Source organism: Pseudomonas sp. GL-RE-29 (genome assembly GCF_019947275.1).
In the GTDB taxonomy this organism is placed as follows: domain Bacteria; phylum Pseudomonadota; class Gammaproteobacteria; order Pseudomonadales; family Pseudomonadaceae; genus Aquipseudomonas; species Aquipseudomonas fluorescens_A.
Genome location: NZ_JAGYGD010000005.1, coordinates 60,553 through 83,211, shown reverse-complemented (window position 1 = coordinate 83,211; position 22,659 = coordinate 60,553). Strand labels below are relative to the sequence as shown.

At 60.3% G+C, this 22,659-nt stretch carries 18 protein-coding genes; 9 read left to right on the top strand and 9 right to left on the bottom strand.

Annotated elements, in window-relative coordinates:
* Positions 1 to 27: 27 nt before the first annotated feature.
* A complete protein-coding gene (locus tag KGB21_RS06540; protein WP_034147168.1) occupies positions 28 to 639 on the top strand; it encodes a vWA domain-containing protein in 612 nt (203 codons plus the stop codon).
* 274 nt (positions 640 to 913) lie between these two features.
* On the opposite strand, the gene KGB21_RS06535 is transcribed toward KGB21_RS06540, so the two are convergent.
* Positions 914 to 2,137: an NADH:flavin oxidoreductase/NADH oxidase family protein gene (locus tag KGB21_RS06535; RefSeq protein WP_223504336.1), complete on the bottom strand. Its 1,224-nt coding sequence runs from the start codon at positions 2,135 to 2,137 to the stop codon at positions 914 to 916.
* Positions 2,138 to 2,214: 77 nt separating this feature from the next.
* Between KGB21_RS06535 and KGB21_RS06530 the strand changes: the two genes are divergently transcribed.
* Positions 2,215 to 2,619, top strand: coding sequence for a MerR family transcriptional regulator (locus tag KGB21_RS06530; RefSeq protein ID WP_034147166.1), 405 nt, complete (start codon positions 2,215 to 2,217; stop codon positions 2,617 to 2,619).
* On the opposite strand, the gene KGB21_RS06525 is transcribed toward KGB21_RS06530, so the two are convergent.
* Entirely contained in the window at positions 2,605 to 4,149 is a 1,545-nt protein-coding gene (locus tag KGB21_RS06525) for an MFS transporter (RefSeq protein WP_223504334.1), read from the bottom strand. The genes KGB21_RS06530 and KGB21_RS06525 overlap by 15 nt on opposite strands.
* Before the next feature lie 103 nt (positions 4,150 to 4,252).
* On the opposite strand from KGB21_RS06525, the gene KGB21_RS06520 reads away from it, so the two are divergent.
* The gene (locus KGB21_RS06520; RefSeq protein ID WP_223504332.1) at positions 4,253 to 5,158 is read left to right on the top strand and encodes a LysR family transcriptional regulator; all 906 of its coding nucleotides are present in this window, start codon (positions 4,253 to 4,255) and stop codon (positions 5,156 to 5,158) included.
* Between the two features lie 299 nt (positions 5,159 to 5,457).
* Positions 5,458 to 7,017: a TerC family protein gene (locus tag KGB21_RS06515; RefSeq protein WP_223504330.1), complete on the top strand. Its 1,560-nt coding sequence runs from the start codon at positions 5,458 to 5,460 to the stop codon at positions 7,015 to 7,017.
* A 51-nt stretch (positions 7,018 to 7,068) separates the two neighbouring features.
* Here KGB21_RS06515 and KGB21_RS06510 read toward each other — a convergent pair whose 3' ends face one another.
* Complete coding sequence (locus KGB21_RS06510) at positions 7,069 to 8,145, bottom strand: sensor domain-containing diguanylate cyclase (protein ID WP_034147162.1); 1,077 nt, start codon at positions 8,143 to 8,145, stop codon at positions 7,069 to 7,071.
* 365 nt (positions 8,146 to 8,510) lie between these two features.
* Between KGB21_RS06510 and KGB21_RS06505 the strand changes: the two genes are divergently transcribed.
* From KGB21_RS06505 to KGB21_RS06490, 4 genes are all read left to right on the top strand, one after another.
* Positions 8,511 to 8,900: a RidA family protein gene (locus KGB21_RS06505; RefSeq protein WP_034147161.1), complete on the top strand. Its 390-nt coding sequence runs from the start codon at positions 8,511 to 8,513 to the stop codon at positions 8,898 to 8,900.
* A gap of 172 nt (positions 8,901 to 9,072) precedes the next feature.
* Positions 9,073 to 9,837 (top strand): IclR family transcriptional regulator, encoded by a 765-nt coding sequence (locus KGB21_RS06500; protein ID WP_034147237.1) that lies wholly within the window; start codon positions 9,073 to 9,075, stop codon positions 9,835 to 9,837.
* Positions 9,838 to 9,876: 39 nt separating this feature from the next.
* On the top strand, positions 9,877 to 11,094 hold the full coding sequence (locus KGB21_RS06495) for an amino acid deaminase (protein ID WP_223504328.1): 1,218 nt from the start codon (positions 9,877 to 9,879) through the stop codon (positions 11,092 to 11,094).
* A 135-nt stretch (positions 11,095 to 11,229) separates the two neighbouring features.
* A complete protein-coding gene (locus KGB21_RS06490) occupies positions 11,230 to 12,162 on the top strand; it encodes a sugar kinase (RefSeq protein ID WP_223504326.1) in 933 nt (310 codons plus the stop codon).
* A gap of 141 nt (positions 12,163 to 12,303) precedes the next feature.
* Here KGB21_RS06490 and KGB21_RS06485 read toward each other — a convergent pair whose 3' ends face one another.
* On the bottom strand, positions 12,304 to 12,579 hold the full coding sequence (locus tag KGB21_RS06485; RefSeq protein WP_007933743.1) for a peptidylprolyl isomerase: 276 nt from the start codon (positions 12,577 to 12,579) through the stop codon (positions 12,304 to 12,306).
* A 54-nt stretch (positions 12,580 to 12,633) separates the two neighbouring features.
* Positions 12,634 to 15,171: a PAS domain-containing sensor histidine kinase gene (locus tag KGB21_RS06480; RefSeq protein ID WP_223504324.1), complete on the bottom strand. Its 2,538-nt coding sequence runs from the start codon at positions 15,169 to 15,171 to the stop codon at positions 12,634 to 12,636.
* A gap of 118 nt (positions 15,172 to 15,289) precedes the next feature.
* On the opposite strand from KGB21_RS06480, the gene KGB21_RS06475 reads away from it, so the two are divergent.
* Complete coding sequence (locus KGB21_RS06475; protein WP_223504322.1) at positions 15,290 to 16,381, top strand: PilT/PilU family type 4a pilus ATPase; 1,092 nt, start codon at positions 15,290 to 15,292, stop codon at positions 16,379 to 16,381.
* A gap of 214 nt (positions 16,382 to 16,595) precedes the next feature.
* Here the strand turns inward: KGB21_RS06475 and KGB21_RS06470 are convergent, their stop codons facing one another.
* From KGB21_RS06470 to KGB21_RS06455, 4 genes are all read right to left on the bottom strand, one after another.
* The gene (locus KGB21_RS06470; protein ID WP_223504321.1) at positions 16,596 to 18,551 is read right to left on the bottom strand and encodes an acetoacetate--CoA ligase; all 1,956 of its coding nucleotides are present in this window, start codon (positions 18,549 to 18,551) and stop codon (positions 16,596 to 16,598) included.
* A 186-nt stretch (positions 18,552 to 18,737) separates the two neighbouring features.
* Positions 18,738 to 19,511, bottom strand: a complete 774-nt coding sequence (hbdH, locus tag KGB21_RS06465; protein ID WP_223504319.1) for a 3-hydroxybutyrate dehydrogenase — start codon at positions 19,509 to 19,511, stop codon at positions 18,738 to 18,740.
* A gap of 7 nt (positions 19,512 to 19,518) precedes the next feature.
* Positions 19,519 to 20,910, bottom strand: a complete 1,392-nt coding sequence (locus KGB21_RS06460; protein WP_034147155.1) for a GntP family permease — start codon at positions 20,908 to 20,910, stop codon at positions 19,519 to 19,521.
* Between the two features lie 281 nt (positions 20,911 to 21,191).
* A complete protein-coding gene (locus KGB21_RS06455; RefSeq protein WP_223504318.1) occupies positions 21,192 to 22,607 on the bottom strand; it encodes a sigma-54 interaction domain-containing protein in 1,416 nt (471 codons plus the stop codon).
* Positions 22,608 to 22,659 lie beyond the last annotated feature (52 nt).

Below are 22,659 nucleotides of genomic sequence, written 5' to 3'. Positions count from 1 at the left end.
GCGAATGCCAGACCCCGCGCCGGACGGCTGGACCACGGCAAACAGGGCAAACGTCACGCCGCCCGCAGCGGCTCGGTGAATTGGCCGGGTACGTTACTCAATGGCCGGCCACGTCAACACGACGACCTGTTGTTCCACCAGCGTACGCGCTCGGCCCATGAACTGTGGCTGGTGATCGTCGACGCCTCGGCCTCAACCCGTCGCCATCAGGCTTTGAGCGATGCCAAAGGCTTGCTGGCGCAGTTGTTCGATGACGCCTATCGACAGCGTGCGCGTCTGGCATTGCTGACCGCCAGCGGTTCGCTGCCGAAGTGGCAGGTGCAGGGATTGAAGGCGTCCAGCGGTTTGCGCCATTGGCTCGACGGGCTCGGCGCGGGTGGTGGCACACCGTTGCTGGCGGCGTTGAGTGAAGCGGGGCGCTGGCTTGCCGTGCGGCAAAAGCGTTTTCCGGCGGAGCAGCAACGGTTGTTGGTGGTGACCGATGGCCGCTTGAAAGACTGGCCGACGTTGCCCGCGCTCGATTGTCCGGGACTGGTGATCGACATCGAACGCGGGCCGATTCGCCTTGGGCGCAGCAAGTCTTTGGCGGCGCAGTTGCGGTCCGAGTATCGGCATATCGATGAGCTGCTTCCGGGGTGAGTTCTTTGTTGCGCTTGCTGGCCTCATCGCGGGCAAGCCCGCTCCCACAGGGTTTTGGGTTGTTGCATGGATTTCGTGAGCGCCATGGATTCCTGTGGGAGCGGGCTTGCCCGCGAAAGCGGTGTACCAGTCACTTACAACTCTGAATCACTTCGCCATCGCCGCCCGCTCCCACAGGGTTTTGGGTTGTTGCATGGATTTCGTGAGCGCCATGGATTCCTGTGGGAGCGGGCTTGCCCGCGAAAGCGGTGGACCAGTCACTAACAACTTTGAATCACTTCGCCATCGCCGCCCGATACTGCCGGGTGCGCTTGGCGACGTACACCCGATCCACAATCAACGCCCAAATCGCCGAGACTTGCGGCCATGTCTTGCGTCCACGACTCAAACGATGCATCTGGAACCGTACCACCGCCATGCTCGCCAGTGACGCCAGGGTTTTACGCTTCCAGCGAATCGGCGGTAGCTGCGGATGGCTGTTCTGGCCTTCGCGCCAGCGATTGACCAACTGCGGCTCAATGGCCAGCGCCGTGCCGATGCCGGCCATGGCGATGCCGCTGTCGAGCACCTGCTCGACCACTGCCAGGCGCCGAATCCCGCCCGTCACCATCACCGGCATACGTGCCACGCCGGCCAGTTCACCGGCCATTTCCAGAAAATACGCCTCGCGCGCCAGGGTCCGGCCGTCGCGCGCTTCACCTTGCATGGCCGGCGCTTCGTAGCTGCCGCCGGAGAGCTCCAGCAGGTCGATGGGGTGATCGTTAAGCCACTCGATCACTTGGCGGGCATCATCGGCATCAAAACCACCGCGCTGGAAATCCGCCGAGTTGAGCTTCACTGACACGCAAAACTTTGGCGAAACGGCGTTGCGCACGGCGCTGACCACCGTCAGCAGCAAACGGGCGCGATTTTCCAGCGAGCCGCCCCAGCGGTCGGTCCGGCGATTGGTCAGCGGCGAGAGGAATTGGCTGATCAGGTAACCGTGCGCAGCATGGATTTGCACGCCGGTAAATCCGGCTTTCTCTGCCAGCGTAGCAGTGGTAGCGAAGCGTTGGATCACTTCTTCGATATTGGCCTCAGTCATGGGTTTGGGTTCGGCGAACATTTTTGAAAACGACCCCAGGTCTATCGCCACGGCAGAGGGCGCCAAGGCTTGCTGGCCGAGATTGGCCATGGTCTGCCGGCCGGGATGATTGATCTGCATCCAGAACTGCGCGCCACCGGCGCGGCCAATGTCGGCCCATTGGCGAAAGCGCTGCAGATCCCGCTCATCCTCCAGCGCGACGCCACCGGGACCGGTCATGGCCCGGCGGTCGATCATCACGTTGCCGGTCAACAGCAGACCGGTCTCGCCTTCGGCCCAGGCCTGATACAGGCGAAACAATGCTTGGCCCGGCGCCTGGTTACCGTCGGCGAGGTTCTCTTCCAGCGCGGCTTTGGCAATACGATTACCGATGGTCTGACCGTTGGGTAAATACAAGGCTTGGAAGGGTGACATGCTTGACTCCTCATCAGTGATGAGTGGAGGCTAAGCTTAAAGTTAACTTTAATGTCAAGCAGGCAAACGAGGACGCGATGCAGATAGGTAAATTGGTGCAAATGAGCGGGTTGTCGGCGTCGCGAATCCGCTTCTACGAGGCTCAAGGCCTGCTGCCGCAGGTCGAGCGCTTGCCCAACGGTTATCGGCGTTATCCGCCGCAGGTGCTGCAAACCCTGCAAATCATCCAGTGCGCCCAGCAGGCCGGTTTCAGCCTTGAGGAGTTGAAGCGCTTGTTGCCGGACACGGTGACGGGCGCGTTCAAGCACGACGAATTGATCGTCAGTCTGGAGCGCAAGGTTGATCAGATCGAAGCCATGCAACAGCACTTGGCGCAAAGCAAGGCGCAGTTGCTGGGCTTGATCGAGAACATCGCGGCGAAGCCTGAAGGCATGGCCTGCGATGCGAACGCCGAACGAGTGTTGGCGTCATTCAAACACTAAGGTTGGCGGCGGAGCGGGAAGCGGATTGCGCATCAGCGTGCCCACCACCAGCGCCGCGAGCAACCCGGCCAGTCCTGCGACCCACAGCAACAGGCTGAAGCCGGCGACGAACGCCTGTCGGGCCAACGGTTCGACCGTCGCGCGAGCCGCCTCGGGCACCAGGTTCAGCGCCGCACTCATGTCACCGGCCACCACCCGCGAGGCGATGCCTTGTGTTTGCTCGAGCAACGCAACGCCGTGGCTCGACAGACCACCATGCAACTGTTGTTCGGTGTGGCTGGCGAGCAAGGCACCGTACACGCCGATGGCCAGCATCACCGCACTGAAGCGCATGGTCGTACTCATGCCCGACGCCATGCCGGTACGTTCACGAGGCACGCAAGCCATGATGTTCTTTTGCGTATCGCCATTGAGCAACCCCGCGCCGGCACCAGTGACTGCAATTGCCACGGCGAAGGACAGGTAACCGCCGCTGTTGACCGCCCAGGCGCTGAGCAGATTACCGCTGCCAACCAGTGTCAGCCCGAGAGCCATCATGTTCGCCGGCGTCACGCGTCCTGTCAGGCGTGCGCCGATGCGCGGGAAGATCAGCATGGTCACGGCAAACGGCAGCATGCCCAGTCCCGCAGAAATGGCGGTGAAGCCCAAGCCGTTCTGCAAGTAGAACGGCAGCATGGTCATCATCACTTGGGCGCACGCGGCGTAAGAAAACATACCGAGCAGGGCGCCGATGAAGCGCGGGTGTTTGAACAGTTGCAGGTCGATCATCGGCCGCTGTTGCAAGCGTTCGATCAGCACGAACAACCCCAGCAGCACGGCGCCGCCGATCAGGCGGGCGTAGGTCACGGGGTTGTTCCAGCCGATGCGGTTGGCTTCGATCAAACCCCAGATCAGGCACAACAGGCTGGCGCTGAAGGCGAGGCTGCCCCACGGATCGAGGCGCGCGGCCTGGGCATCGCGGGATTCCGGCACCGCGCGCCAGACCATGTACATCAGGAACAGGCCCACGGGCAGGTTGAGATAGAAAATCCAGCGCCAGCCGATGTACTCGGTAATCAACCCGCCCAGGGTCGGCGCAGCGGTCATCGCCACGCCCATGCAACCGCCCCAGAACGCCCAGGCTTTGGCGCGCTCTACTTCATCGTGAAAGGTGTGGCCGATGGAGGCCAGCGCCGAGGTCAACAACAGCGCGGCGCCGACGCCCTTGATGGCCCGGGCGATGTCGAGGAACAAGGCGCTCGGCGCCGCCCCGCAACCCATGGAGGCGAGGATGAAAATGCCCAGTCCCCAGATCAGGGTTTTCTGCCGGCCAAAGCGGTCGGCCAGGCTGCCTGCGGGCAGCAGCAGCGCGGCGAAGGCCAGCATGTAGGCGCTGACCACCCATTCGATGTCAGCGAAATTCGCCCCGAGGTCACGGGCAATGCTGGGCAAGGTAACGGCGACGATGTTGGTATCGAGCACGATCAGCGAGCACACGGCCGAGGCGGTGAGCAAGGTCAGGCGCGGACTCACCTTGGGTTTGACGGACATGGCCAGGGTTCTCTACTGTGAGGTTTCGTGCAGCTTATCGCTGGCAGGCTGTCCCTTTGTTAGGCGCACATCGTCACTTCATTACCTTTGAGCTAATGCACCGATGGACATCCGTCATTTTCGTTATTTCCTGGCAGTCGCTCGCCACCGCAACTTCACACGCGCGGCCGAGCAATTGGGCATCGCGCCGCCGACGCTGACCCGGCAGATCCAGGACATGGAGGCGGAACTCGGTGCACGCCTGTTTCTGCGCCAGGCGCGGGACGTCAGCCTGACCGAGGCCGGCGCGGCGCTGCTGATCGAAGCCGAGGCCACGGTGCGGCAATTCGAGTCGGCGCAGCGCAATGCGCAGCGCGCCGGTCGTGGTGACATCGGCCATATCGAACTGGGTTACGTCGCCTCGGCGGTGTATTCGGGGCTCCTGCAAAAACAGGTGCAGGGTTTTGCCGCGCAATACCCGGATGTCAGCCTCAATGTGCGGGAAAGCCCCATGGCCAGCCTGCCAAACATGATCCTCGAGGGGCGCTTCGATTTGGGGTACATCCGCTGCCCGCTGGCGTTGCCCGAGGGCGTCGAGGGTGTGCACCTGAGCGACGAGGGCTTTGTCCTGGCGCTGCCGGTGGATTCGTGGCTGAACCGTTTGCCAGTGATCAATTCGGCGCATTTGCAGAACGAAAACTTCATTCTTCCTGAGCAAGTCGTGGGCACTTTGCAAGTCGCCGCCCAAGGCGGTTTCGTGCCAAAACTCGGGGCGCAACCGGGTGGGTTGGTGGCGGTGATCGCTTTGGTTTCCCTGGGGCAAGGGGTGGCGGTGGTGCCGGAATCGGTGGTCGGTCATGTCAGTTTGCCGAATGTGATTTATCGCCAGATCAATGATTGCGATGCGTCGTCGTGGCTGGCGTTGATTCATCGGCGCTTTGAGAAATCCCCGGCTGTGTTGCGGTATGTTGAATGGATCAAAAGATCGCAGCCTGCGGCAGCTCCTGCAGGGGATCGCGTAGACCTGTAGGAGCTGGTGCGGGGTGCGATCTTTTGATCTTCTACAGATCTTGAAATGATTTCCGACTGTAGGAATTGTCGCGATCGCCTGTACGATCCAAGTCCTTTTTTCCTTTCAGGACTTGCATGAACACCCTCACGGAGCCTCCCAGTTATCCTTCCTCCACGCGCCTGCGCGTAGCTTTGACGCACGCGAAACACCCGGTCTTCCGACGTCCGAACGCCAAATTCCTAGCACATCTACGGCCTCTGCGCCGCGCCTTGCCGTGCCCGGCATTCTGAATTCACTGAAGAGATCGAGACGTTTTTATGGAATGGTTAGCTGACCCCACCGCCTGGCTTGGCTTGTTGACGCTGATTGTGCTGGAGCTGGTGCTGGGCATCGACAACCTGGTGTTTATCGCGATCCTTGCGGACAAGTTGCCGCCGCATCAGCGCGATCGGGCGCGAATCATTGGTTTGTCCCTGGCGTTGCTGATGCGCCTGGGCTTGCTGGCGAGTATTTCCTGGCTGGTGACCCTGACTCAGCCGCTGTTCGAGGTGTTCGACAAGAGCTTCTCCGGACGAGACCTGATCATGCTCTTCGGTGGTGTGTTCCTGTTGTTCAAGGCGACCATGGAGTTGCACGAACGGCTCGAAGGCCATGTCGGCCAGCGCTCATCTAACACCACGTATGCGATGTTCTGGCCAATCGTGGCGCAGATCGTGGTGCTGGACGCGGTGTTCTCCCTCGATGCGGTAATTACCGCTGTGGGCATGGTCGATGAACTGGCGGTGATGATGATCGCGGTGATCATTTCCATCGGCCTGATGATCGTGGCCAGCAAACCGCTGACCCGCTTCGTCAATGCACACCCGACGGTGATCATGCTGTGTCTGGGCTTCTTGATGATGATCGGCTTTGCGCTGACCGCCGAAGGCCTGGGTTTCCATATTCCCAAGGGCTACCTGTATGCGGCCATCGGCTTTTCGATCCTGATCGAGGTCTTCAACCAGATCGCCCGGGCCCGGCGCAAGCGCTCGATGCAGGGTCTGCGGCCGATGCGTGAGCGTACTGCGCACGCGGTGATGCGTCTTTTGGGCGGGCGCAAGTTGGCAGTGGAAGAAGTCGGCGAAGAGATTGCCGACATGCTGGATGACGGCGAGGCGCCGAGCGAAGAACTGTTCGACCGCCGTGAACGGGTGATGATCAGCGGCGTATTGCAACTGGCCGAGCGACCGATTCGCACGTTGATGACCGTGCGAGCGGACGTCGATCACATCGACCTGGCGGATGATGCCGAGACCATTCGTACGCGACTGATGCACTCGTCCTACTCGCGTCTGCCGCTGATTCGCGACGGCGCGGTGGATGAACCGCTGGGGTTCGTGCACAAGAAGGAATTGTTGAAGGAGTACCTGGCCGGCAACGACGTTGATCTGGCGCACCTGGCACGGCAGACCATCAACCTGCTGGACAGTTATTCGATCCTCAATGCCTTGGAGCAGATGCGCAAGGCGTCGACGCACATCGCGTTTGTGGTCAATGAATTCGGTGATTTCGTCGGCGTGCTGACCATGACCGACATCCTCGAATCGATTGCCGGCGAGTTGCCAGATGCCAGCGAAATCGAAGGCCCGGATGTGCTCGAGGAAAAAGGCGGGTTTGTGGTCAGCGGTGCCTTGAACCTGGCTCGGGTACGCCAGCGCACCGGGTTTGCGGCGGAACCTACCGGCGACTATCAGACCCTGGCCGGATTGGTGGTGAGTTTGCTGGATCGGCTGCCGATGATCGGCGACAGTCATGAGTGGGAAGGCTGGCGGATGACCGTCTTGAAAGTTGAGGAGCGGCGGGTGACGCGGGTGTTTCTGGCGCGCGTGGGCGGGTGATTTTGCGCTGGGTTCGAGGGCCCCATCGCTGGCTTGCCAGCGATGGCGATCTCAACCATGAAAGGTATACCGATCCTTCCCCGTATGTTTTGACTCATACAGTGCCTTGTCAGCCTTGATCAACGCTTGGTTCAGCGTATCGCCATCGAGCACCCGGGTCAGGCCGATGCTGATGGTCACCGGGTGCCGGGTCGGTTGTTCGCGCACCACTCGACACAACTCACCCGCCAGCGACTCGACATCTTCGCGGCGCACACCCGCGAGATAGATCGCAAACTCCTCGCCACCCAAGCGTGCGAACTCAAAGTCGCTCATCACCGTTTTAATGTCCGCCGCGATGCGTTTGAGTACTTCATCGCCGATGTCGTGCCCGTACAGGTCGTTGACCTTCTTGAAGTTGTCGATATCGATCATCGCCAGGTAGTGATCGTGCTCACGCGGTGTGGCGTCCAGCTGTTGGTTGGCGTGAGCCATGAACGAGCGGCGATTGGGAATCTCGGTCAGCGTGTCGACGTAGGCTTGATCGAGCAGCAATTTGGACATGATGAAGTTGTAGAGCTTGGCCTTGCGCAAAGTGAGGAAGCTGTAAATGGTCAGCGCGCAGAAGAATCCCGTGTAACAAAAGGTCATCACACCCTGCAAATCAAACAACCCCACGTTGGTATGGAAGAACGGGTTGAGCATCAGCCAGGTAACGATCTGCGCACCATAGAACGACCAGCGACTGAGTGGCAGCACAGAGGCGCCATACAACATGCTCGATGCCGCCAGCACCTGCCAGGCGGGCCGGAAATCGGCGGGCAAGCCATCGATCAGCAGGCGCACGCCGAGGGCGATAAAGAAGACGAACAGCAGATTGAAGACATGGAAATGCCGGGCATCGCGGATGAACGTCAAGATGATCGCGAAGATCGCAAAAATCCCCATGAACATCAGTGAGACCCAAGTGAAACGTTGGCCGCCGACGAAACTGATGATCAGGTCGAATACCACCCACACCGCGATACTGGCGGCATAGATGAATTGGCAAAAGGTGCGCAGGCGTTCGAAATCATGTTGGATAAATTCAGCCTTCAGTTCGGCTGGCGCGGCTTTTTTCAACACTTCATCTTCAATGGTTTTGTACATCGTCACCCTTGATCGCGCGTTGGTTGTCGAAAATCAACTGACCCACGGTCTGAAGCGTAGTGAAAAAACAGCGGTTGGAGGGCAACCCTTCGGCGTTGCTTCCTCGTTGCCAACTGTAGCTTCTACCCGACACAGACTTCGCAGCGCCTCTCTCTGGCTTTTTGTAGACCCTCCCGATTCAAAACAAATTTCAATATCCCCCACATTCCCTTCGCAACCTGTGGCAGACTTTGCGTCATTCATTCCGCTATTACATACCTGATTCCGGTATAGCGGAATCTGCATCATCCATTTTCCACGGATGGCAGAGATTTCCAGAAGCACCCATTCTTGATCCTTCCATTTTCAATCAGGAGAAAACACTCATGAGCATTACTCGTTACGGCACCGGTAGCGCTGCTGCAGGCGGCACGCCTCGCCCGTTCGCCCGTGCCGTTGAAGCCGATGGCTGGTTGCACGTTTCCGGGCAGGTGCCGGCGGTGGACGGCGAGATCATTACGGGCGGCATTGTCGAGCAGACCCACCAGACCATGAAGAACCTGATCGCGATTCTCCAAGAGGCCGGTTATGGCCTGGAAGATGTGGTGCGTGCTGGCGTGTGGCTGGAGGATCCGCGGGATTTCACCAGTTTCAACAAGGTCTTCTCCGAGTACTTCAAACCCGAACACGCCCCGGCTCGCGCCTGCGTGCAGGCGAACATGATGGTCGACTGCAAGGTCGAGATCGACTGCATCGCGTACAAGAAAAAGGCCTGAACCGAGGTGCGCCCATCGCTGGCAAGCCAGCTCCCACAGGGATTGATAGTCTGCCTGCAATTTGTTGCAGCACACGGAACCTGTGGGAGCAGGCTTGCCAGCGATGGCGTCCTGACGGTCGCCACAGCACTCTGGTTAAATTCCCCGGTGAATTTGTATGGAAATCACTGACATGACCGAAGACACCATCAAGCGCCGGGCACGCGGTCTGGACCGGGCGTTCGATATCCTCGATTTCCTCAAGGAGATCGGTCAGCCCCTGCGCCCGAACGACATCGCCAGCGGTATCGGCAGCCCGAAGTCCACGGTCTACGAGCTGGTGGCCTCGTTGCTGGAGCGGCGGATTCTGGAGCCGGTTGGCAAGGACGGTCACGTTTACCTCGGCCGTCAGCTGTACTTCCTCGGGCAGGCGCACTTGCGTCATTTCGACCTGACCCGCGAGGCCGATCACGCCTTGCAGGAAATCGTCAGCCAAACCCGTGAAACCGCGCAGATGTGCCTGCTCAACGGGCGCAAATACACCGTGGCGTTGATGAAGGAGGGCGAGCGGCATTTCCGCATTTCCTCGGACATCGGCGAGAACGCGCCGATTCCCTGGACCGCCTCCGGGCGCCTGCTGCTGGCGCACTTGAGTGACCAGGCGATCATCGACCTGATCGACCACGACGACTTCATCCTGCCCAACGGTGAACGCCTGCCGCTGGAACAGTTTCTCGAGGAAATCCGTCAGGCCGGTATCGATGGCTTCTTCTCTTTCGATAGCGTCGCCGACACCTTTACCCATTGCTTCGCCGCCCCGGTCAAAGATCCGAACGGCGTGGCCATCGCGACCCTGTGCATCGTCGCCCCCCGGGCCGATGCCAAAAACAATTACAACGACTACCGCCGGGTGCTGATCGAAAGCGCAAACAGCCTGGCCCGTCGCATCAACGAATAACAGCGGCTGCTTGCGGCCGCGAACGTGAGGAGTTCGACCATGACTACTGCCGAAAACACGGCTGCCGTGGACAAGGGTTTTGCCCAGACTGGCGCCAGCCTTGTCCGGGACGTCAGCTTGCCCGCGCTGGTGCTGCATCGCGAAGCGCTGGAGCACAACATTCGCTGGATGCAGGCATTCGTCAGCAACAGCGGCGCCGAACTCGCGCCGCACGGCAAGACCAGCATGACTCCGGCGCTGTTTCGTCGGCAACTGGACGCCGGCGCCTGGGGCATTACCCTGGCCAGCGCCACGCAAACCCGTGCTGCGTATGCCCATGGCGTGCGCCGGGTGTTGATGGCCAACCAACTGGTCGGTACACCGAACATGGCGCTGATCGCCGACCTGCTGGCCGACCCGACGTTCGATTTCCATTGCATGGTCGATCATCCGGACAACGTGGCCGACCTCGGCGCTTATTTTGCGTCCCGTGGCGTGCGCTTGAACGTGATGATCGAGTACGGCGTGGTCGGCGGTCGTTGCGGTTGCCGCAGCGAGCAGGAAGTGCTCGACCTGGCCAAGGCCATCGCCGCGCAACCGGCGCTGGCCCTGACCGGCATCGAAGGCTATGAAGGCGTGATCCACGGCGATCACGCGGTGAGCGGTATCCGCGCGTTCGCCGGTTCTTTGGTTCGCCTGGCGGTGCAGTTGCAGGACAGCGGCGCGTTCGCGATTCCCAAGCCGATCATCACGGCCTCGGGTTCGGCCTGGTACGACTTGATTGCCGAAGAGTTTGAAGCGCAGAACGCCGCCGGTCGTTTCCTCAGTGTGCTGCGTCCCGGCAGTTATGTGGCCCACGACCATGGCATCTACAAGGAAGCGCAGTGTTGCGTGCTCGACCGTCGCAGCGATTTGCACGAAGGATTGCGTCCGGCGCTGGAAGTCTGGGCGCACGTGCAGTCGATGCCGGAACCGGGTTTCGCGGTGATTGCCCTGGGTAAACGCGATGTGGCCTACGACGCCGGTCTGCCGGTGCCGCTGCTGCGTTACAAGGCAGGTTTTGTGCCGGCCAAGGGCGACGACGTGAGCGCCTGCAAGGTGACGGCGGTGATGGACCAGCATGCGTTCATGACCGTGGCGCCGGGGGTTGAATTGCGCGTGGGCGATATCATTTCGTTCGGTACTTCGCACCCGTGCCTGACGTTCGACAAGTGGCGCACGGGGTGTCTGGTGGATGAGCAGTTGAACGTCATCGAAACCATGGAAACCTGTTTCTAAGGTTGAGACCGCGTTGAGCCCATCGCTGGCAAGCCAGCTCCCACAAGGATTCCAGTGTTCAAAAATCCCTGTGGGAGCTGGCTTGCCAGCGATGAGGCCCGAGAAGACGACAGCGAAATGCCAGAGACCCACAACATGAACACCATCAGCACCCTGGGCCCCAACACCCCGCGCATCGCCCTGATCGGCGAGTGCATGATCGAGCTGCAACACCGCGCCGACGGCAGCCTGCAACAGAGTTTCGGCGGCGACACCCTGAACACCGCGGTCTACCTGTCCCGCGAACTCGGCGCCGCCGGCATCGTGGATTACGTCACCGCTCTGGGCGACGACAGTTTCAGCGATGCCATGTGCCAGAGCTGGGCCGCGGAAAACATCGGCCTGGGCATGGTCCAGCGTTTACCCGGTCGTTTGCCGGGTTTGTATTGCATCCAGACCGACGCCGCCGGCGAACGCCGCTTCCTCTACTGGCGCAATGAAGCGGCGGTCCGCGATTGCTTCACCACTGCGTCCGCCGCGCCGATCCTGGCCGCATTGCCGGATTACGACGTGTTGTATTTCAGCGGCATCACCCTGGCGGTACTGGGCGTGCACGGCCGGGAAAAATTGCTGGAAACCTTGATCGAAGCCCGACAACGCGATGCGCGGATCGTCTTCGACAACAACTACCGGCCTCGGCTGTGGGCTTCGGTGGAGGAGGCGCGGGCGGCCTATCGCAGCGTACTGCCTTATGTTGACTTGGCACTGCTGACCGTCGATGACGAACAGGCGCTGTTTCATTTCTCGGATGGCGCGGCGGTATTTGCTGCCTACGAGCAAATCGGCACGCCTGAAGTGGTGCTCAAGCGTGGCGCCGAGGCGTGTCTGATCCGTTGTGCGGGCGAGTCGTTTGAAGTGCCGGCGCAGAAGGTTGAGCGAGTAATAGACACCACGGCGGCGGGGGATTCGTTCAGTGCGGCGTATCTGGCTTCACGACTCCAGGGCGGCAGCCCGATCGAGGCGGCGCAGGCGGGGCATCAGTTGGCGAGTCGGGTGATTCAGGTGCCTGGGGCGTTGATTCCCAAGTAAAAGGGGTATGGCCGCTGGCTGCGCCATCGGATCGCCGGCAAGCCAGCTCCCACAGGTTTTTGGGTGTGGCTGAAATATGTGGCCGTTCACAAATCTTTGTGGGAGCTGGCTTGCCAGCGATGGTGACCGAAAGCCAACCCATCAGTCCCGGTAAAACACCTGCACCAGGTGATACCCGAACTTGCTCTTGATCGGCCCATGCACCACCCGCAGCGGTTTCTTGAAAATCACCGCATCGATTGCGCCGACCATCTGCCCCGGCCGCACTTCACCCAAGTCGCCGCCACGCTTGCCGGACGGGCAGGTGGAATACTTCTTGGCCAGCACATCAAACGCTTCACCCTTGGCGATGCGTTGTTTGAGCTGCTCGGCTTCTTCCGAGGTTTTCACCAGGATATGGCGGGCTTGAGCTTTCATGGAGTAATTACCTTGCAACGGTGGTGACAGCGGGGCGCGCGATTATGCCTTAACTCACTCGGGTTGGCCGATCATCGTGCGAATCTTGTTGGCCAACAGATCAATGGAAAACGGTTTGGCCACCATGTCCATGCCATCTTCGAGAAAGCCCTGACGTTCGGCAGCTTTTTCCGCATAACCGGTCATGAACAGCACTTTCAGTTCAGGGCGATGCTGCCGGGCAATCTCTGCCAGTTGCCGACCATTCATGCCCGGCAGCCCGACATCGGTGACCAGCAGGTCAACGCGCAAATCGGATTCGAGCAACGGCAGGGCGGCCTTCGCATCTTCGGCTTCATAGGCGTGATAACCCAGCTCCTTGAGCAGATCGAACACCAGCATGCGCACCGCTGGATCGTCTTCCACCAGCACGACGGTTTCGCCGGCAATCGCCGACGGTGCCTCACTGATCACGGGCGACAGCACATCTTCCAATTCCAATCCGTACAGCCGCGGCAGGTACAAACGCACGCTGGTGCCCTGGCCGGGCATGCTGAACAGGGTCACGTGGCCGCCGGATTGCTGGGCAAAGCCGTAGATCATCGACAACCCGAGCCCGGTACCCTGGCCGATGGGTTTGGTGGTGAAGAACGGATCAAACGCTTTGGCCAATACCTTGGGCGTCATGCCGGTGCCGTTGTCGCTGACGGCGATCATCAGGTAATCGCCAGCCTTGACCGGTTCCAGGGTGGTGATATCACTGCCGTCCAGGTACACGTTCGCGGTCTCGATGCACAACTGGCCGCCATCGGGCATAGCGTCCCGGGCGTTGATCACCAGGTTGAGCAGGGCGTTTTCCAACTGACTGACGTCGGTACTGACCAGCCAGATGTCTTCGGTCAGTTGCAGCTTGAGTTCGATGTGGTCGCCCTTGGTGCGGCTGAGCAAGTCTTCCAGGGAGTGGATCAAGTCGTTGGCGTTCAGCGGTTTGCGATCCAGCGATTGACGCCTGGAGAACGCCAACAGGCGATGGGTGAGGGCGGCAGCCCGGTTGGCCGAGGACACTGCCGCTTCGGTGAACCGGGCGATTTCGGCGGCGCGGCCGTCGGCAATATAGCGCTGCATCAGGTCCAGACTGCCGATGATCCCGGTGAGCATATTGTTGAAGTCATGGGCGATGCCGCCGGTGAGCTGGCCGACCGCTTCCATCTTCTGCGCATGCCGCAAGGCCTCTTCGGCGCGTTCACGCTCGAACATCTCGCTGAGCAACTTTTCGTTGGCCTCGGCCAGCTGTCGGGTGCGGGCGCTCACGCGTTCTTCAAGGGTTTCGTTGAGGTTGCGCAGGGCTTCTTCGGTCTGTTTGCGCTCGGTTTCATCGATCACGAAAATGTAGAAACCGTTTACTGCACCGTCTGCACCGTGGCGTGGCAGGTAGTTCATCAATGCCTGACGGAGGCTGCCATCACGGTGCGGGGTGCTGATGCTGAAGCAGCAGGTTTTGCCGGACAGCGCTTCGGCGATGTACTCGGCGCGCAGGGCGTAGGCCTCGTCGCCCAGCACCTCGCGAATTGTCCGGCCAAACAGTTCCTGGGGCGTCAGGCCGTACCAGTCCAGATACGCGGCGTTGTTCAGGCGAAAGCGTTCCTCGCGGTCGACGTAGCTGATCAGGATCGGCATGGCGTTGATGATCAGTTGCAGCTCGGTCTGGCTCTGGCGCAGGGCCTGTTCGGTGTTTTTGCGATCGGTCAGGTCGAGGGCGGCGCCGAGGAAGCGGATCGGCCGGCCATGGTGATCCTTGTAGCAACGGCCTCGGGCAAACACCCAGCGCAATTGGCCATCGGGTTGCAGCAGGCGATATTCCTCGGCGTATTCGGTGCCGTGAGTGATGCAGTGCTTGATGCTGCGGGCGATCAGGGTGCGGTCTTCGGGGTGGACGCCGTGCAGGTATTCGCTGATCGGCAACTGGCCGGAGAGGGTTGGTTCGACGCCGTGCAATTGGGCGAAATGAGCGTCGGCGATGAAGCGGTCTTCACTGATGTCCCAGTCCCAGGTGCCGACCGCGTCGGTGGCCGCGAGCGCCAGTTGCAGGCGTTCTTCGGTTTCTTGCTGGGCCTTGAGGCTGGCGGCGGAGCGCTGTTCCAGTTCGAGGGCGATGCGCCGGCGCTCGTTGGTTTCGATGGCGGTGACCAGAATCCCGGCGACTTCGGCGTTTTCGTCGCGGATGGGGCTGTAGGTAAGGTCGAGCCAGAAGTCGGAATCCTCACCATCCCGTTGCAGGCTGAAGCGCTGTTCGCTGTAGGTTCGCACCTGGCCTTGTAGGACGGCGCTGTAAATCGGGTCGGTAAAGTCTTTTAACTCAGGCCAAATCAGGTGCGTTGGCTGTCCGAAAGCATGCGGATGCTTGTTGCCGGCCAGCAAGGCGAAGCCGTCGTTGTAGATCTGCGTCAGCTCTGGCCCCCACAGCAACAACATGGGCATCGGCGAATGAATCACGATGTCCACGGCCGTGCGCAGGCTCTGCGGCCAGTGACTGGCAGCGCCCAGCGGACTGCTCGCCCAGTCCAGTCTGGCTATCAAGGCCTGGGCATCGCTGCCGGTCGGTGATGCGTTCATCAAGGTGTCCTGCACTTAAGTCGGTGTGACGGCGTCAACTATGCTTGCTGAGCGGTAGACGCTGGATGACCCGCTTCGGGTCATTTTCTCATTGAATGCTTCGCAGGTGTTTTTTGCCATGGAAATCGATGCGTTGTTAAGACGCCTGGCCAGCCAGGATGGCTCCGATTTGTATCTGTCTACGGGTGCGCCACCCAGCGCGCGGTTCGACGGCGTTCTCACACCCTTGACCGACCGGCCGTTCGAACCGGGGCAAATTGCGGCGATGGCCGCGTCCATCATGGACGCCGAACAGCGGCTGGAGTTCGATCGGGAACTGGAGATGAACCTGGCGATCTCTCTGCCGGGCATCGGCCGTTTTCGGGTCAATATTTTCAAACAGCGTAACGATGTGTCGATGGTGGTGCGCAACGTCAAACTCGACATTCCACGCTTCGAAGACCTCAAGTTGCCCTCAGTACTGCTTGAAACGGTGATGTTAAGGCAAGGCCTGATGCTGTTCGTCGGTGCCACCGATTCGGGCAAGTCGACCTCTTTGGCGGCGTTGATCGATTATCGCAATCGCCAAAGCCATGGGCACATCGTCACCATTGAGGACCCGATCGAGTACATCCACCGGCACAAAAAATCGATCATCAATCAGTGCGAGGTCGGCGTCGATACCCGCAGTTTTCATGCAGCGTTGAAAAACACCCTGCGCCAGGCGCCGGATGTGGTGCTGATCGGCGAAATCCGCGACCGCGAAACCATGGAGCACGCACTGGCTTTTGCCGATTCCGGGCATCTGGTGATCTCCACGCTGCACGCCCATAACGCCAATCAGGCGCTGGATCGCATTATCAACTTTTTCCCCGAAGAGCGCCGGGGGCAACTGCTCAATGATCTGGGCAACAACCTCAAGGCCTTCGTTTCACAGCGATTGGTACGCACCCGTGATGGTCAACGGCGGGTGGCGGTGGAGGTGATGTTGGGGACGCCGACCATTGGCGATCTGATCCGGCGTAACGAGTTTTCCGAGCTCAAAGGGGTGATGGAAAAGTCGGCGGCGCTGGGGATGCAGACGTTTGATGCTGCGTTGTATGCGCTGGTGCTGGAAGGGGCGATTGATGAGCAAGAAGCGCTGAAGCATGCGGATTCGGTCAACAACTTGCGCTTGCGCCTGAAGTTGCATACCGAGGCATCGCCCGGTGAATGGGGACTGATGGATTGACACAAAACCCCCTGTAGAAGCTGCCGCAGGCTGCGATCTTTTGGGGCCGCTTCGCAGCCCAGCGGGAGCAAGCTCCCTCGCCACAGGTATGAGAGTGATGCTGGGGGGAGCGTAACCCTGTAGGAGCTGCCGAAGGCTGCGATCTTTTGACGTTGATTTTAAGAAGCAAGATCAAAAGATCGCAGCCTGCGGCAGCTCCTACAGGGGGGGTATTTCAAGTCTTGAGTTCGGGGCGGTCGCGGAATTGCTCAAGCGCTTCTGGGTTGGCCAGCGCATCAGTATTTTTCACCTTCTGCCCGTGTACCACATTGCGCACCGCCAATTCGACGACTTTGCCGCTGATGGTCCGGGGAATGTCGGTGACCGGGACGATCTTCGCCGGCACATGGCGCGGCGTGGTGTTGGCGCGGATGACCTGGCGAATCTGCTGTTGCAGCGCTTCATCCAGTTCAACGCCATCGCGCAAGCGCACGAACAGCACCACTCGAACGTCGTCCAGCCACTGCTGGCCGATGGCGACGCTGTCGAGCACCTGCGGGACTTTTTCCACCTGACGATAGATTTCCGCCGTGCCGATGCGCACGCCGCCGGGATTGAGCACTGCATCAGAGCGACCGTGGATCATCATCCCGCCGTGGGGCAACTGTTCGGCGTAATCCCCTTGCGCCCAGACGCCGGGAAACTGGCTGAAATACGAGGCCCGCAGCTTGTCGCCGTCAGGGTCGTTCCACAGGCCAATGGGCATCGCCGGGAAGTGCCGGGCGCACACCAATTCGCCTTTTTCACCCATCACCGGTTGACCCGCGTCGTTCCACACTTCGACGGCCATGCCCAGGCTCTTGCCCATGTTTTCACCGCGACGTACTGGCGACATAGGGTTGCCGTTGACGAAGCAGGAGACGATATCGGTGCCGCCGGACATCGAGGCCAGGCACACATCAGCCTTGAGGTCGCGATAAACGTAATCGTAACTTTGCGGCGATAGCGCGGAACCGGTGCAGAGCAAGGTTTTCAGGCTGCTCAAGTCGTGACTTTGCTTGGGTTTCACGCCGCTGCTTTCAAGCGTGGCGAGGTACTTGGGGCTGGTGCCGAACACGCTGATGCGCTCGTCGTCGATCAGGTCGATCAAGCGCTCCGGATCGGGTTGGAACGGCGAACCGTCGTACAGCACCACCGCACTGCCCACCGCGAGGGCCGAGACCAGCCAGTTCCACATCATCCAGCCGCACGTGGTGTAGTAAAACAGACGCTCGCCGGGGCCGAGGTCCGAATGCAAGCCGTGTTCCTTGACGTGTTGCAACAGCGTACCGCCGGTGCTGTGGATGATGCATTTGGGCACGCCGGTGGTGCCGCTGGAATAGAGGATGTACAGCGGATGGGCGAACGGCACCGGGACGAAATCCGGCTCGCCGCCGGGGACATAAAAGTCGTCCCACAGCGTGACGTTGGCCTGGGTGTGGAAGTTTTCGATGTGCGTTTCGGGCCGTGCGTACGGCACGATGACCAGCTGTTGCAACGAAGGCAGGCGTTCGAGAATTTCGTTAACCTTGATCGTTTGGTCGATTTCCTTACCGGCATAACGGTAGCCGGCGCAGGTGATCAGCACTTTCGGTTCGATCTGGCCGAAACGGTCGATCACGCCTTGGGTGCCGAAGTCCGGCGAAGAACAGGACCAGATCGCCCCAAGGCTGGTGGTCGCCAGCATCGCCACCAGGGTCTGCCAAGTGTTGGGCATGCATGCGGCCACGCGGTCGCCGAGTCCGACACCGGCGGCAATCAAGCCGTTCTGAAAACCGGCGATATGCTCGGCCAGTTCGGCCCAGGTCAGCTGTTCGCGCTGACCGTTTTCGCTCACGGCGATTACCGCCACGGCATCGTCGCGTCGGCTTAGCAGGTGTTCCGCGAAGTTCAGGGTCGCGCCTGGAAACCACTGGGCGCTTGGCATCTGCGGGCCTTCCACCAGCACCGCGTCAGGTTGCTGATGAAAGCGAATGTCAAAGAAATCGACGATGGCCTGCCAGAAGTCCGGACGCTGGTCGATGGACCATTGATGCAGGGCGGGGTAGTCGTCGATAGTCAGGTGGTGACGCTGATTGATGAAGCGCCGAAAGGCCTCCATGCGGGTTTTGCTGATTCGCTCGGCGGTGGGTTGCCAAAGGATGTCGGACATGGTCTGCCTCTTTGTTCTTTTGTAGACACAAGGCTATGGTCGAGCACGCTGTTGTGGCGACGGAGCTTGCTCCCGCTCGGCTGGCAGCAGTCGCAAATGCAGGCAGCGGGTTGTGGCTGGGAACCTCTTGGGGCGGCTTCGCCACCCAGCGGGAGCAAGCTCCCTCGCCACAGGGAACGCGGTGAATTACTGCGCCAGCCACCCGCCATCAATATTCCACGCCGCGCCACGCACCTGGCTACCGGCTTCGCTGCACAGGAACAGCACCAGTTCACCTAATTGCGGCGGTGTCACGAACTCCAGCGACGGCTGCTTCTCGGCCAGCAAATCATGCTGCGCCTGCTGCGGATCAATGCCGGTGGCGGCGCGATCGTCGATCTGCTTTTGCACCAACGGCGTCAGCACCCAACCTGGGCAAATCGCATTGCAAGTGACGTTGGTGGTAGCGGTTTCCAGGGCGACCACTTTGGTCAAGCCAATCACCCCGTGCTTGGCCGCGACATAAGCCGCTTTGCCCACCGAACCAACCAAACCATGCACCGAAGCAATATTGATCACCCGGCCCCAGCCCTTGGCGCGCATGCCCGGCAGGCTCAAGCGGGTGCCGTGAAACACCGACGACAAATTGATGGCGATGATCGAATCCCAGCGTTCCACCGGAAACTCGTCCACCGGTGCCACGTGCTGGATGCCGGCGTTGTTGATCAGAATGTCGACACCACCGAACTCACGCTCGGCGTAGGCGATCATGTCGGCGATCTGCGCCGGATCGCTGACGTCGGCCGGGTGATGGCCGACCTTGCCGCCGAATTGCTCGACTTCGGCAATCACTTTGGACGCATCGCCGAAACCATTGAGGATCAGATTGGCCCCGGCCTTGGCCAGGCTGAGGGCGATGCCCAGGCCGATACCACTGGTGGAACCGGTGACCAGTGCGGTCTTGCCCGAAAGAGTCGTCATGAATACCTCACACAATGCCAGTGGCGTAGAAAGTACCGATCACCACAAAAACCGCCAGGGTCTTGATCAGCGTAATACAGAAAATGTCTTTGTAAGCCTCGCGGTGAGTCAGGCCGGTGACCGCCAGCAAGGTAATTACCGCCCCGTTGTGCGGCAGTGTGTCCATGCCGCCACTGGCCATCGCGGCCACACGGTGCAGCACTTCCAACGGGATGTTGGCGGCGTGGGCCGCTGCGATGAAGTCATTGGCCATGGCCGCCAGCGCAATACTCATGCCGCCGGACGCCGAACCTGTGATGCCCGCCAGCAGGGTTACGGTGATCGCTTCGTTGACCAGCGGGTTAGGGATGCTTTTGAGCCAGTCGGCCAGAACCAGAAAGCCCGGCAACGACGCAATCACCGCACCGAAACCGTATTCCGACGCGGTGTTCATCGCTGCCAGCAATGAACCGCTGACCGCACTTCTGCTGCCTTCGGCCAACTTGCCGCGAATCGCCTGGAAGCCGAACGCCAGCACCATGATGATGCCGACCAGCAACGCCGCCTGAACTGCCCAGATCGCGGTGAGCTTGGCGATTTCGGTGGTCACCGGCGCAGCCATGCCCGGCAACGCGAGGCTGTGGGTCTTGCCGTACCACTGCGGAATCCACTGGGTAAACAACAGGTTCATGATGCCGACGGCCAACAGCGGCGACAGTGCGATCCACGGATTGGGGAGTTTGATGTCGGCAGCGGTTTCCGGCTCGTTGCGCAGCTCGGTGCCATAGCCTTCACCGCGAAGCTGAGCCTTGTTGCGCTGGCGCTGGAGAAACAGCATGCCGGCACAGACCACGAAGATCGAGCCGATCAGACCCAGCCATGGCGCGGCCCAGGCCGTGGTGTTGAAGAAGGTGCTGGGGATGATGTTCTGGATCTGCGGGGTGCCGGGCAGGGCGTCCATGGTGAACGAGAACGCGCCGAGTGCGATGGTTGCTGGAATCAAACGCTTGGGGATATTGCTCTGGCGGAACATTTCAGCGGCAAACGGATAGACCGCGAACACCACCACAAACAACGAAACGCCGCCGTAGGTGAGCAGGGCGCAAACCAGCACGATCACCAGCATTGCCTGGCGGGTGCCCAACAGGCGAATGGCCGCAGCGACGATGGAGCGCGAGAAACCCGACAATTCGATCAGCTTGCCGAACACCGCACCGAGCAGGAACACCGGGAAATACAGTTTGATGAAGCCGACCATTTTCTCCATGAACACGCCGGTGAAGGCGGGCGCAACGGCCGAAGGATCGGTGAGCAGCACGGCGCCGAGGGCGGCAATGGGGGCAAAAAGGATAACGCTATAGCCACGGTAAGCAGCCAGCATCAGCAGCGCGAGGGCTGCCAAAGCGATGATCACACTCATGGTGTGTCTCCTGGATTGTTATTTTTGTGATGAAGCTTGGGTAAGGAAACCCTATAGCGAGTTCTGTGCCATAAACGTATGTTGTTGAAATATAAGGAATTAATTTGTTTTCGGTATAAGATCGATTTCGTTATGTCTCTAGTTTGAGAATTTTAGTGAGCCGAAAAGATCGCAGCCTTCGGCAGCTCCTACAGGGAAACGCGAAAACCTCTATAGGAGCTGCCGAAGGCTGCGATCTTTTGATCTTGAAAATTTATCTATAAATAGAGAAAAAAGTCTCTTTATAGAGACTCGGCAATCCCCAGCACCACCATCTTCTTGTACAAAGTAGACCGCCCCAGCCCCAATCGCGCCGCCGCTTCAATCACCTTGCCCCCGCATTGCGCCAGGGTGTTTTCAATTAACTGTCGGTCAAACCGCTCCCGCGCAGCGCTGAACGTCTCATGCTCCACCGGTTCGATGGTCAACGGCGCCACACGCTCAACCGGCGTAAACGTCCCGATCGCCGCACGGATGTCCGCAACCGTGAGTCGCAAATCATCACTGAGCAGCGCTGCCCGTTCCAGCACGTTACGCAGTTCGCGAATATTCCCCGGCCAGGCATGCTGCCCCAGCAGCGCCAGCGCTTCGCTGTTCAATTCGTGTTGGCTGCGCAACTCTTCAAGAATCGCCTCGCTGAGGGCTGGCAGATCGTCGAGACGGTCGCGCAGCGGTGGCACCTGGATCGGCAAGACATTGAGACGGTAATACAAATCGGCACGGAACTCGCCGCGTTTGATTGCCGCTTCCAGGTCTGTAGACGTCGCGGCGATCACCCGCACATCGCTCTGGATCACGTCATTTGAGCCTACCGGTTCGAATTCCTTTTCCTGCAACACCCGCAGCAATTTGCTTTGTAGCGGTAGAGGCATGTCGCCGATTTCATCGAGGAACAACGTCCCGCCTTGGGCAATCTGCAACTTGCCGGCGCGACCCTTGCGGTCCGCACCGGTAAAGGCGCCGGGGGCGGTGCCGAAGAATTCGGCTTCCAGCAGTGATTCGGGGATCGCTGCGCTGTTGATGCTGACAAACGCCTTATGCGCGCGCGGCGATGCATTGTGGATCGCCTGCGCGAGCAATTCCTTGCCGGTTCCGGTTTCGCCGAGCAGCAACACCGGCGAATCGGTGCTGGCACTGCGCCGGGCGCGGCGTTTGACTTCCAGGCTGGCGGCACTGGTGCCGATGAAATGCGCGAAGTTGTATTTGGTCTGCCGCGAACGCAGCAGCGAGCGCGTGGAAGCCAGCTCTTCCTGCATGCTCATGTAGCGCTTGAGCATTGGCGACAGGCTGCGCAATTCGTCGAACAGGGCAAAGCCGATGGCGCCGATCACCTCGCCAGCATCGTCGTGAATTGGCAGGCGCATGACCACCAGCGGCTCTTTCGGAGTGTCCTGCATGTCGAGCAGAATCGGCCGACCAGTGCGCACCACCTCACGCAGCAGACTGCCGGGAATCACGCTTTCGCAGGCCTTGCCAATGGCGCCTTCGGCCGATGGCAAGCCGAAGCGCTTGGCATAGCGTTCGTTCATCCAGACGATATTGGCGTCGCGGTCGACGATCACCGTGCCTTCACTCGACTGCTCGATGATCTCGAACAGCGAACGGATCGCCAGCAGGCGGACGCGCTGGTAGTCCTTGAGGCTTTCGGTGGTGTTCATGGTGTGCATCCATTTTGGAATCAGGATCAAAAGATCGCAGCCTGCGGCAGCT